Annotated in this window: 16 protein-coding genes; 5 read left to right on the forward strand and 11 right to left on the reverse strand. The window is 61.2% G+C overall.

Features of this window, described 5'->3' with window-relative positions:
• Nucleotides 1-669 precede the first annotated feature (669 nt).
• The 3 genes from folK to IYY11_RS00710 are packed head-to-tail and all read right to left on the reverse strand — an operon-like array spanning nt 670 to nt 2,401.
• Nucleotides 670-1,149, reverse strand: coding sequence for a 2-amino-4-hydroxy-6-hydroxymethyldihydropteridine diphosphokinase (folK, locus tag IYY11_RS00700; protein ID WP_196402358.1), 480 nt, complete (start codon nt 1,147-1,149; stop codon nt 670-672).
• A gap of 4 nt (nt 1,150-1,153) precedes the next feature.
• The gene (gene folP / locus IYY11_RS00705; RefSeq protein WP_196402359.1) at nt 1,154-2,011 is read right to left on the reverse strand and encodes a dihydropteroate synthase; all 858 of its coding nucleotides are present in this window, start codon (nt 2,009-2,011) and stop codon (nt 1,154-1,156) included.
• 12 nt (nt 2,012-2,023) lie between these two features.
• Entirely contained in the window at nt 2,024-2,401 is a 378-nt protein-coding gene (locus IYY11_RS00710) for a 4a-hydroxytetrahydrobiopterin dehydratase (protein ID WP_196402360.1), read from the reverse strand.
• A 101-nt stretch (nt 2,402-2,502) separates the two neighbouring features.
• On the opposite strand from IYY11_RS00710, the gene IYY11_RS00715 reads away from it, so the two are divergent.
• The 4 genes from IYY11_RS00715 to IYY11_RS00730 all read left to right on the forward strand — a co-directional run bounded on the left by IYY11_RS00715 (nt 2,503) and on the right by IYY11_RS00730 (nt 8,893).
• Nucleotides 2,503-3,471, forward strand: a complete 969-nt coding sequence (locus IYY11_RS00715; RefSeq protein WP_196402361.1) for a beta-ribofuranosylaminobenzene 5'-phosphate synthase family protein — start codon at nt 2,503-2,505, stop codon at nt 3,469-3,471.
• Between the two features lie 65 nt (nt 3,472-3,536).
• On the forward strand, nt 3,537-3,893 hold the full coding sequence (locus IYY11_RS00720; RefSeq protein WP_196402362.1) for a hypothetical protein: 357 nt from the start codon (nt 3,537-3,539) through the stop codon (nt 3,891-3,893).
• 87 nt (nt 3,894-3,980) lie between these two features.
• The gene (locus tag IYY11_RS00725) at nt 3,981-4,841 is read left to right on the forward strand and encodes a tRNA nucleotidyltransferase (RefSeq protein WP_246719529.1); all 861 of its coding nucleotides are present in this window, start codon (nt 3,981-3,983) and stop codon (nt 4,839-4,841) included.
• Nucleotides 4,842-4,978: 137 nt separating this feature from the next.
• Nucleotides 4,979-8,893: a tetratricopeptide repeat protein gene (locus IYY11_RS00730; RefSeq protein ID WP_196402364.1), complete on the forward strand. Its 3,915-nt coding sequence runs from the start codon at nt 4,979-4,981 to the stop codon at nt 8,891-8,893.
• Between the two features lie 97 nt (nt 8,894-8,990).
• On the opposite strand, the gene IYY11_RS00735 is transcribed toward IYY11_RS00730, so the two are convergent.
• The 5 genes from IYY11_RS00735 to IYY11_RS00755 all read right to left on the reverse strand — a co-directional run bounded on the left by IYY11_RS00735 (nt 8,991) and on the right by IYY11_RS00755 (nt 11,655).
• The gene (locus IYY11_RS00735; protein WP_198008774.1) at nt 8,991-9,131 is read right to left on the reverse strand and encodes a hypothetical protein; all 141 of its coding nucleotides are present in this window, start codon (nt 9,129-9,131) and stop codon (nt 8,991-8,993) included.
• Between the two features lie 144 nt (nt 9,132-9,275).
• Entirely contained in the window at nt 9,276-9,446 is a 171-nt protein-coding gene (locus IYY11_RS00740; protein WP_196402366.1) for a hypothetical protein, read from the reverse strand.
• Nucleotides 9,447-9,665: 219 nt separating this feature from the next.
• Nucleotides 9,666-10,319, reverse strand: coding sequence for a ubiquinol-cytochrome c reductase iron-sulfur subunit (petA, locus tag IYY11_RS00745; protein ID WP_196402367.1), 654 nt, complete (start codon nt 10,317-10,319; stop codon nt 9,666-9,668).
• Between the two features lie 157 nt (nt 10,320-10,476).
• The gene (locus IYY11_RS00750) at nt 10,477-10,647 is read right to left on the reverse strand and encodes a hypothetical protein (protein ID WP_196402368.1); all 171 of its coding nucleotides are present in this window, start codon (nt 10,645-10,647) and stop codon (nt 10,477-10,479) included.
• Nucleotides 10,648-10,947: 300 nt separating this feature from the next.
• Nucleotides 10,948-11,655: a Crp/Fnr family transcriptional regulator gene (locus IYY11_RS00755; protein ID WP_196402372.1), complete on the reverse strand. Its 708-nt coding sequence runs from the start codon at nt 11,653-11,655 to the stop codon at nt 10,948-10,950.
• Nucleotides 11,656-12,591: 936 nt separating this feature from the next.
• On the opposite strand from IYY11_RS00755, the gene IYY11_RS23545 reads away from it, so the two are divergent.
• Entirely contained in the window at nt 12,592-12,771 is a 180-nt protein-coding gene (locus tag IYY11_RS23545) for a NepR family anti-sigma factor (RefSeq protein ID WP_196402369.1), read from the forward strand.
• Nucleotides 12,772-12,906: 135 nt separating this feature from the next.
• Here the strand turns inward: IYY11_RS23545 and IYY11_RS00765 are convergent, their stop codons facing one another.
• From IYY11_RS00765 to IYY11_RS00775, 3 genes are all read right to left on the reverse strand, one after another.
• Entirely contained in the window at nt 12,907-13,068 is a 162-nt protein-coding gene (locus IYY11_RS00765) for a hypothetical protein (protein ID WP_158273629.1), read from the reverse strand.
• A 122-nt stretch (nt 13,069-13,190) separates the two neighbouring features.
• Nucleotides 13,191-13,655 (reverse strand): hypothetical protein, encoded by a 465-nt coding sequence (locus IYY11_RS00770; protein WP_196402370.1) that lies wholly within the window; start codon nt 13,653-13,655, stop codon nt 13,191-13,193.
• A gap of 201 nt (nt 13,656-13,856) precedes the next feature.
• Nucleotides 13,857-14,814: enoyl-CoA hydratase/isomerase family protein (locus IYY11_RS00775; protein ID WP_196402371.1), on the reverse strand; the 958-nt coding region annotated here is incomplete at its 5' end.

Raw genomic sequence — 14,814 nt, forward strand, 5'->3', positions numbered from 1 at the left:
CCCGTTCAGAACGGCCAAGCCGATCCACATGCCCTTCAGGTCTACTACAGCTTCCGTGCCAGCAGCAGCGCGGGCTGCTGTGTCAGTCGTTGAGCTCATACCCTTCTCCTCCAATGTGCTCCCAGGGAATTGCGCGTGACCGGTATCGCTCCGCCTCCCACAACGGAGCCGCTTCGTCCTCGTTTCGTAAAGCAAAGCGAAAGCGCGTCTTCTTCTAAAAACACGCAAAACCGCCCTTGTCTGCCGCAGCCTTCCCGAAAACCCCGGAACCCCACGCCCAAAGGCGAGCAAATCCCAAAATCCCCAGAACCCGGCTGCTTGTTGTTATCGGACGAAAACCGACGTCGCCGCCTAAGCCAAAATCCCCAATCCGCCTCTTGAAAGAGCGAACCGCAGACCCAGCTCAGCGTGCCGCAACATTCCAATAACCCCCGATAATCACAATACCCGTTAGTATAGAGGAAAACAATCTATCGAATAGCCAATGCAACCCTAGTGGATAGTTAAAACCCTACCCTAGCGAAGCTCCGAGGCTAACCATGGCGCGGCGCACAATTCTTCGTAGACACCTGTAATATATAATCATTTCGTATTACATCGGCTGTCATCGACGCCAGAGCGCCAGCGAATGCTGCGCCGCGAAGATAGGCAACCATCCGGGGTGGGCAGCTATTCGTCCGACCACGGACGCACGCCGCTCGCGTCAGCGCCGGCCAGCGCCGCGCGCATGGTGACGCCGTCCAATTCGAGTTCAGGGGCGATTTCGGCAAGCGGCGCGAGAACGAAACCGCGACGGAAAAGCTCCTTGTGCGGCAAGGTCAGCTCCGGATCGTCGATCGCATGGTCGCCGAGGAACAGAATATCGACGTCGATCAGCCGCGGCCCCCAGCGCCGCGTCGGCGCGCGGCCCATGTCCGCCTCGATCTTCTTGACCGCCGCGAGCAGTTCATAGGGCGCGAGCGCCGTGTCGCCGATGGCGCAGGCGTTGGCGAAATCCCCCTGGTCGAGGTCGCCCCAGGGCGGCGTGCGGTAAAGTCGCGAAACCCGGTCGAGCCGCGCCAGCTCGCGCGCCTCGATCAGCCGCAGCGCCTCGCGAATATTGGCCGGCTTGTCGCCGAGATTGCTGCCAAGCCCAAATCCAACCCGCATCGTCTCAACCTCCAAGGCGCGCTCCAGGGCGCGCAGCGAGAATGCGCATGACTTCGAACGCCGCGCGATGCTCCGCGGCGTCATGCACGCGAAAGACCTGCGCGCCGTCGCGCGCGGCGAGAAGATTGGCCGCCAGCGTGCCGACGAGCCGTCCCTCGAGAACGCCGTCGCCCAGGCCCTTGAATATTGATTTCCGCGAGACGCCGATGAGCAGCGGAAAGCCGAGCGCCAACAGCTCCGGCGTCGCGCGCAGCGCGTCATAGTTCTGCTCGCGGCTCTTGCCGAAGCCGATCCCCGGGTCGAGCAGAATATGTCGCTCCGGCACGCCGGCGCGCCGGGCGATCTCGAGCGAGCGGGCGAAGAAGCGCTTGATGTCGGCGACGATGTCGATCTGTGGCTCCGTCGTCTCGCGATTATGCATGATCACCACCGCGGCGCCGGCTTGCGCGATCGTTTGCGCCATCAAAGGATCGCGCTGCAGGCCCCAGATATCATTGACGAGACAGACGCCGAGCGCGAGCGCGCGCCGCGCCGTCTCGGCTTTGTAGGTGTCGATCGACACCGGCGCGCCCGCCTGCGCCACGAGCGCGGCGAGCAATGGCGCAAGCCGCGCCCACTCCTCTTCCGCGGTGAGCGGCGTGTGGCCGGGGCGCGTCGACTCGGCGCCGACGTCGACGATGTCGGCGCCCGCGCTGACGAGCGCCTGCGCCTGCGCCAGCGCGGCGTCACGCGTCGCGAACCGCCCGCCGTCCGAGAAGGAATCGGGCGTGACGTTGACGATCCCCATGATGACGGGGCGCGTTCCGATCAGCGAAAGAAAGCGATCGCGCGCCGTCGCGATCGCCTGAACGTCGAAAGCCAAGCGCGCGTTCCGTCAGTCGTCGTATTTCACATAGGCGAAGCGCTGGTCGCTCTCGGGCGTGCCTTCGAGCGCGCCGCCGGCCTTGCCAGGGCGCCAGGAGACGACCTCCTCGATCTTCTTGGCGAGTTCGAAATCCTTGTCGGTGATTCCCTTCGCCGTATGGGTCTGAAGCTTCACCTCGACCCAGGCGTAGGACGCGGCGATGTCGGGGTGGTGCCAGGCGGCCTCGGCGAGATGGCCGACCGTATTGACGACCATCAGCGTGCCCTTCCAGCCATGCGTCTTGAACTTGCGCCGGATCCAGCCGTTTTCGTAGCGCCAATGCGGCAGTTCGCTCTTCAGCCGCGCGAGGATCTCGTCCTCGGAATACGCGCGCTCTTCCTTCGCCATTTCAGGCTCCCCTCTTGCGCTTTGCGCCGCAACATTCTTTCGCTGAGACGCGTTATAGCCTAAACCGACCCAAAGTCTTCAGTTGCACCAAAAGAGGCGGCATGCCGGCAAAGGTGAGCGTCGCGGCCAGCGCCCGGCTGCATCTGGGTTTTCTCGATATGAACGGCGGGCTTGGACGCAAGTTCGGGGGCGTCGGCCTTGCGCTCGACGCGCCGGCGACCCGGCTGACCCTGACCCGCGCCGATCAAAATTGCGTCGAGGGCCCCGAAGCCACGCGCGCCGCCGGGCTGCTGGCGCGCGCGCAGGAGGCGCTTGGCCTGACGCAGCGCCACAGGCTGGCGCTGGAGGAAGCGATTCCCGCCCATGCGGGCCTGGGCTCCGGCACCCAGCTGGCGCTCGCGGTCAGCGCGGCGCTGCGCCGTCTCGAGGACCTGCCGAACGACCCGGCCGCCGACGCGGCGCTGATGGCGCGCGGCGCGCGCTCCGGGCTCGGCGCCGGCCTCTTCCAGCTCGGCGGCGTCGTGGTCGACGGCGGACGCGGCCCGCAGACGACGACGCCGCCGGTCGTCGCGCGCGCCGAATTTCCCGATGCGTGGCGGGTGCTGCTGGTCTGCGATCCGGACGACGTCGGCCTGCATGGCGCGGACGAGCGCGACGCCTTCGCCGAACTGCCGCCCTTCGGCGCCGCGACCAGCGGCGAAGTCTGCCGGCTGGTGCTGATGCAGATCCTGCCGGCGCTGGCGGAACGCGAGCTTCCGCCCTTCGGCGCCGCGGTGACCCGCATTCAGGAGATCGTCGGCGATCATTTCGCCCCGGCGCAGGGCGGGCGCCGCTTCACCAGCGGCAAGGTCGAGGCGATCGTCGCGCGGCTGCTCGCCGACGGCGCGACCGGCGGCGGCCAGACGTCCTGGGGTCCGACCGGCTTCGCCTTCGTCGAGAGCGACGCGGCGGCGCGCCGGCTGCTCGGGCGCCATGGCGCGCAGGCGCGCGAAGACGGGCTCGATATCTCGATCCACCGGGGGCTCAACCGCGGCGCGAAGATCGACGCGGTCTACGCGCAGATCGCGTAGAGCGCTTCCCGATCACAATGCTGCTCAGACCTACTCGCGCCGCATTTTTATGGCCTGCTCGAAAGATGATATTCGCGCGCCTCGCCGTCATTCTGACATGCGGCCTTCTGACATTTAGCCTCGCCGGCGGCGCCGCGCTGGCGCAGGACGCCCCGTCGAGCGGCGGCGCCTTCATCGGGCGGATTTTCGACGCGACCGGTTTGCGCACCCCGCCGCCGCCGGCGCAGGATTTCGTGCGCGACTCGCGGTCCGAACAGCTGGAATATCGCGGCTTTGAAGCGACGCCGGCCAAAGACCCAAAGCGCAAGGCGGCGGCGCATCTGCGCGGCATGAGCGCGGAGCTTGACGCGGCGGCGGCCGAGAACCGGCGCCGGGCGGGCCGCGTCGCCGCGCCCGACGCGCCGGCCAGGCCGGCCCGCTAGCAAGCCCGCCCGCGAGCGGCCCCCGCGAGTGCGAGGACCGCGGCAAGAGCTTTGCATGTCGTCGCAACACTTGTGATGATGGGACCCATGGCTTCGAAATCTGCTCCCCCGTCGTTCGACTACGGACAAACCGAGCCCGGCCTTTCCGTGCTGCGCATGGCGGCGTTGCTCGCCGAGGCGGAGGACGGCCCGGACGAGGAAACGCTCGACCTGTTGTTCGAACAGGTCGAGGCCGGCCATCTCGTCGACGCCGACCCCGCGCAGATGTGGCCGGAGCTGGTTCGCGGGCTGATGAGCCCCGCGCCGTCGAAAATGATCGGGACCCTGCGCGACTGCGGCGCGCTGTTTGAAATCCTCCCCGAAGTCGCGGCGCTGTTTGGCGTGCCGCAGATTTCCGATGGCGAGGATGAGGTCGATCTTGGCGAACATCTGATGACATCGCTCGATACGGCGGCCAAACGCGGCGCGCCGCTGGCCGCGCGTTTCGCGCTGCTGGTGATGAATGTCGGCAAGTCGGATTCGCCGCGCGAACATCTCCCCGTGCATTACCGACATGTCGAGCGCGGGCGCCCGCGCATCGAAGACATCTGCGCGCGCTTTCGCCCGCCGGCGGAATGCAAGGCTCTCGCGCTGCTGGCGCTTGCCGAATGCGAACGCGTGCATCGCGTCTCGAAAATGCGCGCCGGGCCTGTCGCTTTGATGCTCGAACGCTTAGGCGCGTTCGACGCGCCCGAGCGCTTTCGCGAATTGATGATGGTCTGCGCCAGCGATTTTTGCGCCCACGAAGGCCGCGAGGGAAAGCCTTACCCCAAGGCGGCGCTGCTGGAGATCGCGCTCAAGGCCTGCGCCGACATTGCGGAGAACGACCGCGAGGCGCGCCAGAGCGCCCGCGCCGAGGCGATCGCAAGGGCGTTTCGCTCGGAGCGCTGGGCGAGCGAGGTGGGGTAGGCGTCACGGATCCCTTGACCAACTCCTGCATTGCGCCAAAAAAGCTATTTGCAAAATTGTTGGTAAAATAACTGTAGACGGGTTCTGGTGTCGTCGGAGAATCGCCCACGATACCGAATCATGTTCTGATTTCAGCCATGTCGCTTCTCGCCGCAACCCAGATTCCCAGGCCCACCGACGAGCAGGCCTTCGAGCGCGCTTCCGTCGTGTTATGGCGCGCGTTGCTCAACGATCCATCCGTACAGCGGAACGGTCGACGCGGACAGCGACAGAATGGCGTCGATCTATTCGGGATCCGCAACAATGACGCCCACTGGCACGTCGGCATCCAGTGCAAACTGAAGAGCGAAGGGCATTCCCTCACCGAACGCGAGGTCCGGGATGAAGTCCAAAAGGCTCAGACCTTCAGGCCGGCTCTCCGGGAATACTACATCACGACCACTGCCCCGGATGATGTCGCGATGCAGGAGTTCGCACGCAAGATCACTGCGGAGCTTGCGAAATCGAGCAAAACGTTACGGGTGATTGTCTGGGGATGGAACACGCTTGAAGAAAAAATCAGCGAAGACGCCACCGCCCGCAAGGCCTTCGATCCGACCTTCGCCCCGTTCAGCGAGGAGATTCTTGAGGAAACCAGATCAATCTCCATAGCCCAATTTGAGACCCGCGCAGAAATGAGCGCAGGTTTTTCCTGCATGACGGCGATGCTCACGGAGATGGGTGCACGACTGGCTGCATCACCCGACAACACGACGGTCGCCATAAGCGCTCTCGAAGAGTATTTCGACGCGGAAATTGACCAGTACCGGGAACTCAACAACAGTGGAAAGACGCTGACGGCACTGCCCCTATTGGAAAAGCTGCTGGAGCGCGTCAAGAACTCGGCTTCTGGGCGTATCCTCTTTAGGGTAAAAGCGAATATCGGCCATTGCCTCTTAGCGCTCAGCAAGGACGAGGAAGCCGCCGCGATGCTGCTGGCCTCCTGCGATCATGCGCCGGACGAACCGAAGGCTATCGCCAACAAAGCGTTTGGTCTTCTGCTGCAAGGGAAGTGGCAGGAGCTTTTAGCTTTCGGCATTCCGACTCTTGAAACCGATCCAACGAATGAATGGCTCGCCGGCTATGTGGTTCAAGCTGCCCGGTTCGACGCCTCGGTGAGCGATCCGCTTAACATGATTCCCGAGCAGCTCCGACGAACCGCCGCAGTCCAAGTCGCTGTAATCGATTTCATCCGGCGCCGCGGCGAGCCGGGGAAATGGTGGTCCCTCGCCAGAGAGGTGCTGGAGGCGCTTCCGTCCGAACCCCATGCGGTGCAATTCGCAGCGGAGGCCGAGCTCGACGAAATTCTCACGAGCGAGAACTTTCAGTACACGCGCATTCTGTCGCTGCCGGAAAGGGCTCGCGTGGAAGCTGCCACCGCGACACTCCTGTCTCAATGGGATCGCGAGCGCCTGACGGATGGCCCCTTGAGGCCCGAGGATGCCGCGCTTTGTTGCAATGCTTTGGTTGGGCTGTATGCACTCGGCGATCTGCACAAGAGTATCGAGGTCGCGCGTCAGGGTCTCTCTCTTGCGCCCGACGATCGCGAAATCATCACCCGCGCGGCCGTTGTCTCTCTCGAGGCCGGCGATCAGGTGTTGACAAGCGAGCTTCTCGCCAAGCTGCCGAGGAATACCGACGCCACCATCCTGAAGTTCCGCTTCCACGCCGCTCGAGCCGACTGGAAGGAGCTAGTTCGACTCATCGAGGAAGATGCTTCCTTGATCCCGGCCGGAGAAACGACTGTCATCTCGACGACCGGCAAGCTCGCAGCGATCAAGATCGGCGGCGGTGACGATGAAAAGCGTCGGCAGCAAATTGCTGCCGTAGCGATGGAAGCCGCGGGCGATCCTCGCGCCAGCATCGTCGTCGCCGATTTTGCGCGCCGCGAAGGCTTCGAGGACATCGCCGATAGCGCCTTCAATGCCGCCATTGGCCATATCGGGGATGACAGTCATGCCGCAGATAGGTTGATGGTCGCGCACCACGCAGCCAGACGCGGCAATTCCTCAATCGTTGCTGACTTGCTGGATGGCCACGTCGCGGAAGGTCACGACAATGACGAGTTGCGAATGCTGGCTCGCGCATTCATCAACGACAGTCCCATTCGGCAGCGCGCCGTGTCATTCTTTGGACGACTACCTGAGAAGGTGCGAAAACTTTCGTTTTTCTTGCACGCCGAAGGATTACTGCATTTTAATCGTGGTGCACTGCCGGAGGCGGAAACGGCACTGAGGAAAGCCATCGCTGCACAGCCTGATCTCGACAATTACCTCGCACTGTTCTCCGTCCTCTATCGCCTCGACCAAGGCGATGAGGTGAAAGCGATTGTCGACGGACTCGATCTCGCAAGGGTGGAGGGCACGCCCGCCCAGAAGATTTCTCTGGCTCAGGTTATGCGTAAGGTAGGGGAGGGACCAAGGGCCCTCCATTACGCCTACGCTGCTCTACAGTCCGCCAGAAATGACCAGAAGGCGGCCCTCCGTTATTTCGGCCTGATCATGATGAATCCCGAAGACGGTCTCATTCCATCTGGGGAAGTCGTGGCCGTCGACACCTGGATACGGCTCGAGAGCGATCCGCACGGAGTGCACGCATTCCTCATTGAAGAGGGCGAGGACCAACCTGCCGACAACATCCTGAGCCCTTCCCACCCGACCGTGGCCGCCGCTCTTGGCTTGAAGGTCGGCGACGAATTCGACATGCCGGCAGGCTTGGGCGGCGCCCGAAAATGGCGCGTTGCCGAAATCAAGCACAAATACCTGCATGCCCTCCATGACGTGATGGAGAATTTCGAGAAGAGATTCCCCCACGCCGAGGGCTTTTACACAATCGCGACGGAAGAGGGAGACATCCAGCCAGTGCTGGATCAGGTCCGACGCGTATCGGAGAGCACTCGGAAGCTGGCTGATCTTTACCTGCAGAACAATTGTCCGATGAGCTTGGTCGCCTCAAAACGTGGCGGCGACGTTATCCCATTCGTTGAGTACGTCCGCTCTCTCGATTTCGATATCCGCACATGCGTCGGCACAGAGACCGAGCGCATCTCTGCGCAACAGGTCCTCATGCAGTACAGAAGCACTGGTGCTGTCCTCGACACATACACGGCCTGGACGGTAGCAACCATGGATGCCTTCGACGTCATGAAATCCGTATTCGGATTGATCATCGTCCCGCAGTCTGTCGTCGATGAGTTGAGAGCGCTGAGAGATGAAGGGGAGTGCACTGCTGAACGTTCAATGACCATCTCTTGGCACAATGGTGAGTACGTTAGGCGGGTGTACACCGCCGAGGATATTGGCGTCCGCCGCAGGTATATCGTAGAGCAACTTTTGCGGATCGAGGCGGCCTGCGAGGTTCGCCCAGTCATCATCGCGGACAATCCATCCGAGCTGGCCACCCTGATGCATCAATCGTTCGGAAGTCATGTGCTCGATGCCGCAAATTTGGCGGGAACGGAGCACGTGCTCGTTTCCGAAGACATGTATTTCCGTCATTACGGTGAAGCCGCCTGTTCGACAAAGGGCGTTTGGCTTCAGGCAGTGTTCTCGTTCGCACGCGCGCTTGGAGCCCTCAATCATGGCCGTTACGTCGATCTTGTTGTGAAGCTCGCTCGGCGCCGCCACGGACATCTTGCTCTCGACGTCGAGACGATGCTCAGGGTATTCCGCGTTAACAAGGAGGAAAATCTCGACAATTTCAGAGCGGTCGCCAATTTCATCGGAATTCGGAATGCTGAGCTGCGATCGCACATCGAAGTTTCCTCGCAGTTCCTCAACAGGCTCTGGCGCGAGCATGGCAACCACGATCTCCGCTGCATGCAGGCGACGAGCCTCCTGATAGAGAAATTGGTCCGGCACCGTTCCAGCGATTGGGCGATGGTAGTTGCCTCCATCAAACGGAGCTGCGCGTCATCGATACAGCGATACATCGATGCTTGGATCGCCGGTCATTTCTTGGATGTTAGCAAGGTTGCATGCGCTGAAAACAAAATCAGCGAAATGACTAAATAATCAGGAGTTCGTCGATAAAAGGCGGGTGATCCAGCGCCGCTCTAAAAATTTAGCGCGGCGCTTATTGTCTCATGACAGCGACAGCGTCGCCTCTCGACTAGAGAAACGATCCGATGAAGGCGCCGCCAATTCCCGCGAGCACCGCCGTGGCGAGGACCCCCGGCATCCCAAAGAGCGCGCCGCCTAGTCCTGCGCCGATGGCCGCGCCGACGATCGCGCCGACAGCCGCCATTGTCATGTGTTCCTTGGCAGATATCATCGTCTCCTCCATGCGTCTCATTCATGACCTACGCGCCTCATTGATAGAGGCCTAACATGGAGTTAGAGCCTGCTTTGCAGGGGGCAAGGGCTCTACCTTTTTTGCCCGCCGGCCATCAAAATCTCACAGCTTCCCTTCGTCCGTCAGCGACATCACGTCGGCGACGTTTCCGCGTTTGACCAGACAGCGCCAGGGCGCGCGATCCGGGCCGACGCCGATCGTCACACTGTTGTTCGCTTCCGAGGTTTCCACGCTGAGCACGACGACCTTGGGATTATTGGTCTTCCGCTTCACCGCCAGCAGGCAGGCGGTCTTGTCGCCGCGCAGCCCACCGTCGGCCGGCTCCGCCCCCGTCCCCGTCCCTGCGCGCTGATCCTCGGCGGCGCGGCAGCCGTTCTTATAGGATTCGCCGTGCTGGTTCTCGTCCCAGCGGCCGGCCTTACAGTCGGCGTAGCCGCGCTTGTATTCGCGCTGCGAGGCGGTCGAGGCCGACGCGCCGGCGGCTGATCATCTTCACATTTGTCGGATCGTTGAAAAGTCGAAGTCCTCGTTCGGCGGATTTTCCCCGACTCGAATTGTCGTATCGCCCGTGAAGCGATATGGCGGAACCGGTAAATTATAGGGAGCGGGAACGTCACGAAATACGCGCCCCGCAAGATCGTATTTTGAGCCATGGCATGCGCAAAAATATCCGCCCAACCAGTTTGGGGCCGGGTCGGAAGCGTTAGGAAGCGGATCAAATTGCGGGACGCATCCCAAATGCGTGCATATCCCCACAAATACTCCGATTTCCGGCGTCAACGAGCGGTGCCAGTTTTTGGCGTAGGGAGGTTGCTGAAGATATTTCGAATCCGGATCAGCGAGCTCAATCAATAATTGGCGACTTTGAAGAACCTGCAGATTTTCCTGAGTTCGAAACACCACAAAGATCGGTTTTTTTCGCCATAGAATGACAACCTGTCCGCCCGGTTCCACCTGGCCGAGATCGATGTCTACCGGACCGCCGGCCGCGAGAGTTGAAGCATCGGGATTCATCTGGTCGATTAACGGCACCAAGGAGGCCGCTGCCCCCGCAACCCCTGTTACGGCCGTCGCGATATAAAGGAGATCGCGGCGCGTCGGCTTCTCTACCCTGACGTTGGAAGGCGGTGGAGACGCATTGACCATTTCAAACCCCTAAGCTTTGAGGCCTCGGCCACCCAATCCTTTGGACAATAGGGCTCAAAGCGACTTGTAGGGAGTTCCTCGCGCCAGTGAACGGAGTTAGAGCCTGCTTTGCAGGGGGCAAGGGCTCTAGCTTTTTTGCCCGCCGGCCATCAAAATCTCACAGCTTCCCCTCATCCGTCAGCGACATCACGTCGGCGACAATTCCGCGTTTGACGAGGCAGCGCCAGGGCGCGCGATTGGGGCCGACGCCGATCGTTACGCTGTTGTTCGCCTCCGAAGTTTCGACGCTGAGCACGACGACCTTGGGATTATTGGTCTTCCGCTTCACCGCCCGCAGGCAAGCTGTCTTGTCCCCGGGCGGCGGGCCGTATCGCCGCGCAGCGCGCCGTCGGCCGGCTTCGTCGCGACAAATTCCCCGCGCCGTTTGCGAGCAACGCTGGTCGAACGAGGCGCCTTAGGGGATTGGATTTTTGTTCGACGTCTGCTTTGCGCCTGAAGCGGACTTCGATCGCCCTTCGCAAGAGCAAGCCATTTCTGGAAGCGCCCCATCTGGCGGGGAACGCCAACAAAAACGAGCGTGTGAGTTGACAGAACCAAACGCTCATCATGCACTAAGCGATGACACGTCTCATTCAAAATCTTGGTTTAAATCGGCCGCTTTCGAACTGTGAACGGCGTGCGGTCCGTCGTGAAGCACGACGCCCAGCAGCGAGCTATGCACCCTAAGCGTTCCATTATAGTCGATGAGACCCAGTTTCCGGAATTTGTTCATGAAGAAACTGACTCGAGATCGAGTCGTGCCAATCATCTCAGCGAGAGTTTCGTGACTGACGTTCGCCACCACCGGCTCCGGCGCATCTTCCTTTCCGAAATTGGCGAGAAGAAGAAGGAGCCGGGCGAGTCGTTTTTCGCTAGAGTTGAAAAGCTGATCAATGAGGTCCGCCTCCATTCGACTATTGCGCGCCAGCAAATAGGCCAGGAAGCGTTCTGTGAAATCAGGCTGGTCATGGAGGACGCGGATCACCGTTGCCTTATCCAAACGAGAAATCGAGCAGTCGACCATCGCAGTCGCGGTTGAGATGCGACGTGGCTGTCCAGTCAGACATCCTTCCCCGAAGAAATCGCCGGCGCCAAGGATCGCCACTACTGCTTCCTTGCCGTGCCTGGACACCGTGGTGATCTTGATCTTGCCCTTCTGAATATAAAACAGCGCGTCCGCCGGGGCGCCTTGCGAAAAGACAGCCTGACCCTTGCTTGGACTGATGACGCTGATTCCCTCGCTCACGGTAACGAGGAACGCGTCGACGTCGAAGACGCCATTGTAGGCAGTGGCCATCATGGTCTCTCTATAGTTGGGTCACGTGTTCGCTAGCGTCCTGATCAAGTTGAGACTTTTTTCGAGTGTGAGCAATTTTGCACAGATAATGAGTTTTGGTCTCGATACTCTTTAATTTGGCCTCAGGATTTTGAGGTCAACGTCGGAAGATGTCTCAGGCCTCGCGCACAAGTGGGAGGATGAGCGAAAGCGGTCTTGATGCGCTGCTCAGGCATAATGGGAACGCGCAGCGTCGCAAGCTATCGGTCCCGGTAAATCCCCCCGCGCTCCTACCGGGGCCGATAAGTTTCTTCTCATACTCAACGCTTTTATCTCTGCGCGGTTCAACATCAGCTGCAGCTTTAGCGGCGATGAAAGGATGAACGAACGGAGGTTGATCATGAGCCACATCGTAAGCATCAAGCAGAGGGGCGTAAGCTTCGCATATTCTCGCGGAAGCGGCTCTGAGGCCGTCGCTCTGGCTTTGAGTCTCATTCGCGGAGGCGAGTGCAACGTTTCAATCATATCGCCGCGAGGAGTGGTTTACGCGCCTGCCGACTTTCATCTGCTCTCTGTCTCGGATGAACAGGCGATCGAGAACCTGGCCCGACGGGCCAATGACACAACAGGAAAAACTGTCGCGTCGGCAGGGAAAAATCTTGAACTACGCCCTCGATAGTTATCCGGGGCTGTTGCCGACGATCCTAACGTGAGACGCCGGCGCCAATGGAACGCAAACGCACATGATGACTGAGCTCGCTGAAATCTCGATACCGTCGAGATTCTCGAGTTGAAGCGATTCAAACCGATGCGATTCAATTGGAAAAGATGCGGAGTTGACCAGGCAATGAAGCGGGCGAATGGCCAAGTGACGCCGGCCGTCGCCCCGAACTCGCGATGCGAAGGCATCGCGGCCGCCCGCGCCGCTCTGCACGAACGGGTAGTGGAGAATGTGCAATGCGATGCGAAAAGCCCCCTGACTGGAAGGTCCCGCCTCCATCTCTTGATTTTGTCGATAGCCTGAGGAGGATTGGTGAGCAGCTGCAACTGAAATATTCGCAGGTGTTAGCCGAACCTATGCCTGATGAATTTCATTCTTTGTTGAAGGAGATACACCGAAAGACTGATCGAGGTTAGGCGCGTATCATCGCCAGGATTAGGTGCACGGGCCAGTGAACTGTGATGCAACGAATTTGCGCCCGCCGCCTTAGCGCCGCGCTAAAAATTGCGCGGCGCTTATGGTCTCAACACAGCGACAGCGTCGCCTCTCGATTACAGAAACGATCCGATGAAGGCGCCGCCAATTCCCGCGAGCACCGCCGTGGCGAGGACCCCCGGCAGCCCAAAGAGCGCGCCGCCTAGTCCAGCGCCGATGGCCGCGCCGACGATCGCGCCGACAGCCGCCATTGTCATATGTTCCTTGGCAGATATCATCGTCTCCTCCATGCGTCTCATTCATGACCTACGCGCCTCATTGATAGAGGCCTAACATGGAGTTAGAGCCTGCTTTGCAGGGGGCAAGGGCTCTACCTTTTTGCCCGCCGGCCATCAAAATCTCACAGCTTCCCTTCATCCGTCAGCGACATCACGTCGGCGACGATTCCGCGTTTGACGAGACAGCGCCAAGGCGCGCGATCCGGGCCGACGCCGATCGTCACACTGTTATTCGCCTCCGAGGTTTCGACGCTGAGCACGACGACCTTGGGATTATTAGTCTTCCGCTTCACCGCCAGCAGGCAGGCGGTCTTGTCGCCGCGCAGCCCGCCCGCGCCGGCGGGCGACGTGCCGTCGGCCGGCTTCGTCGCGGCGGCTGCCCCTGCCCCCGTCCCGGCGCGCTGATCCTCGGCGGCGCGGCAGCCGTTCTTATAGGATTCGCCGTGCTGGTTCTCGTCCCAGCGGCCCGCCTTGCAGTCGGCGTAGCCGCGCTTGTATTCGCGCTGCGAGGCGGTCGAGGCCGACGCGCCGGCGGCGAGCATCGTCAGGGCGATGACGCTGATCACGGCGACAATGTTGTTTTTCATATGCGCGTCTCCGAGCGAAGAGATAATCCCGAAGGATAACGCCGGCGCGCCCAACCGCGCCAAGCGATTCTCCTACTCGACGTGCGACACTTCCCCGCTGCCGGCGAAAGGCGGCGCTGCTGGAGATCGCGCTCAAGGCCTGCGCCGAAACAAACGCCCGCGACCATCGCGCGGGCGTTCCACGTCTCATTTGCGAGATCGTCATGGAGCCGGTGCGAAGAGCCGCCGAATTGTGACCTGCAGCAGATCCGTCCACGCCCGGGCCAGGTGAGCATTCTCCGGCGCCCGCGCCGAAGGCGTTGCACGATTTCCAGCCTGACCCGCGCCTGTCCAACTCGCCAATTTAGCGTCGCCGCGCCGGAACGCCGAAGTCTCTTCGCTTGAGACGCGCATCGGCGGGGCGCCCTTGAAGACAAATCGCCGACGCGCCTCATGATAGGCGGGATCAGGGCCAAAGAAATTCGCCCGCATCCACTGGAGCTCCTCGTCGCGATAGGTCGCCAGTGGTTTAACCAATTCGTCATCCAGCCGCCGCTGGAGTTTTTTCACCAGCCGCGCGGCGTAATCCGGCCCTTGCGCCAGCGCCATGGCGCGCAGCCTCAGCTCTTTCTCAAACATTTCTATGTCTTCGCCGAAGACCTCATCGAGAAAGCCGATCTCGCAAGCTTTCTTCGCGCCCAGGGGCTGGCAGCCTTGCGTAAGTTCCAGCGCTTTTGCCTGCCCCACGCGCTTTGGGAGCAAATAAGTCCAATATTCCGAGCCGTAGAGTTCCCCCATGCTGCGGTAGTGAGGATTGAGAACGACGCTCGGGCGCGCAAAAACCTGATCAGCAGCCAACGCCAGAATCGCGCCGCCTGCGCCGGCGTTGCCACGCATGCCCGCGATCACGATATGCGACATGGTGTTGATGACTTCATGCACCAGATCGTCCATGGCGTTGATGTTTCGCCATGACTCTTCAGCCGGGTCGGCGCTCGCTTCGATCACGTTCAAATGGATGCCGTTCGACCAGAAATCGCGTCCGCCGAGCAGCACGATGACTTTGGTGGGACGCGAGCGGGCGTAAAGGAAAGCGTCGCGCAGACGCTTGCATTGCGCCGTGCTCATCGCGCCATTGTATAAATCAAACGAGAGATAGCCGACTTTGTCTTCTTCGCGA

This window comes from Methylocystis sp. H62 (genome assembly GCF_015709515.1).
In the GTDB taxonomy this organism is placed as follows: Bacteria; Pseudomonadota; Alphaproteobacteria; order Rhizobiales; family Beijerinckiaceae; genus Methylocystis.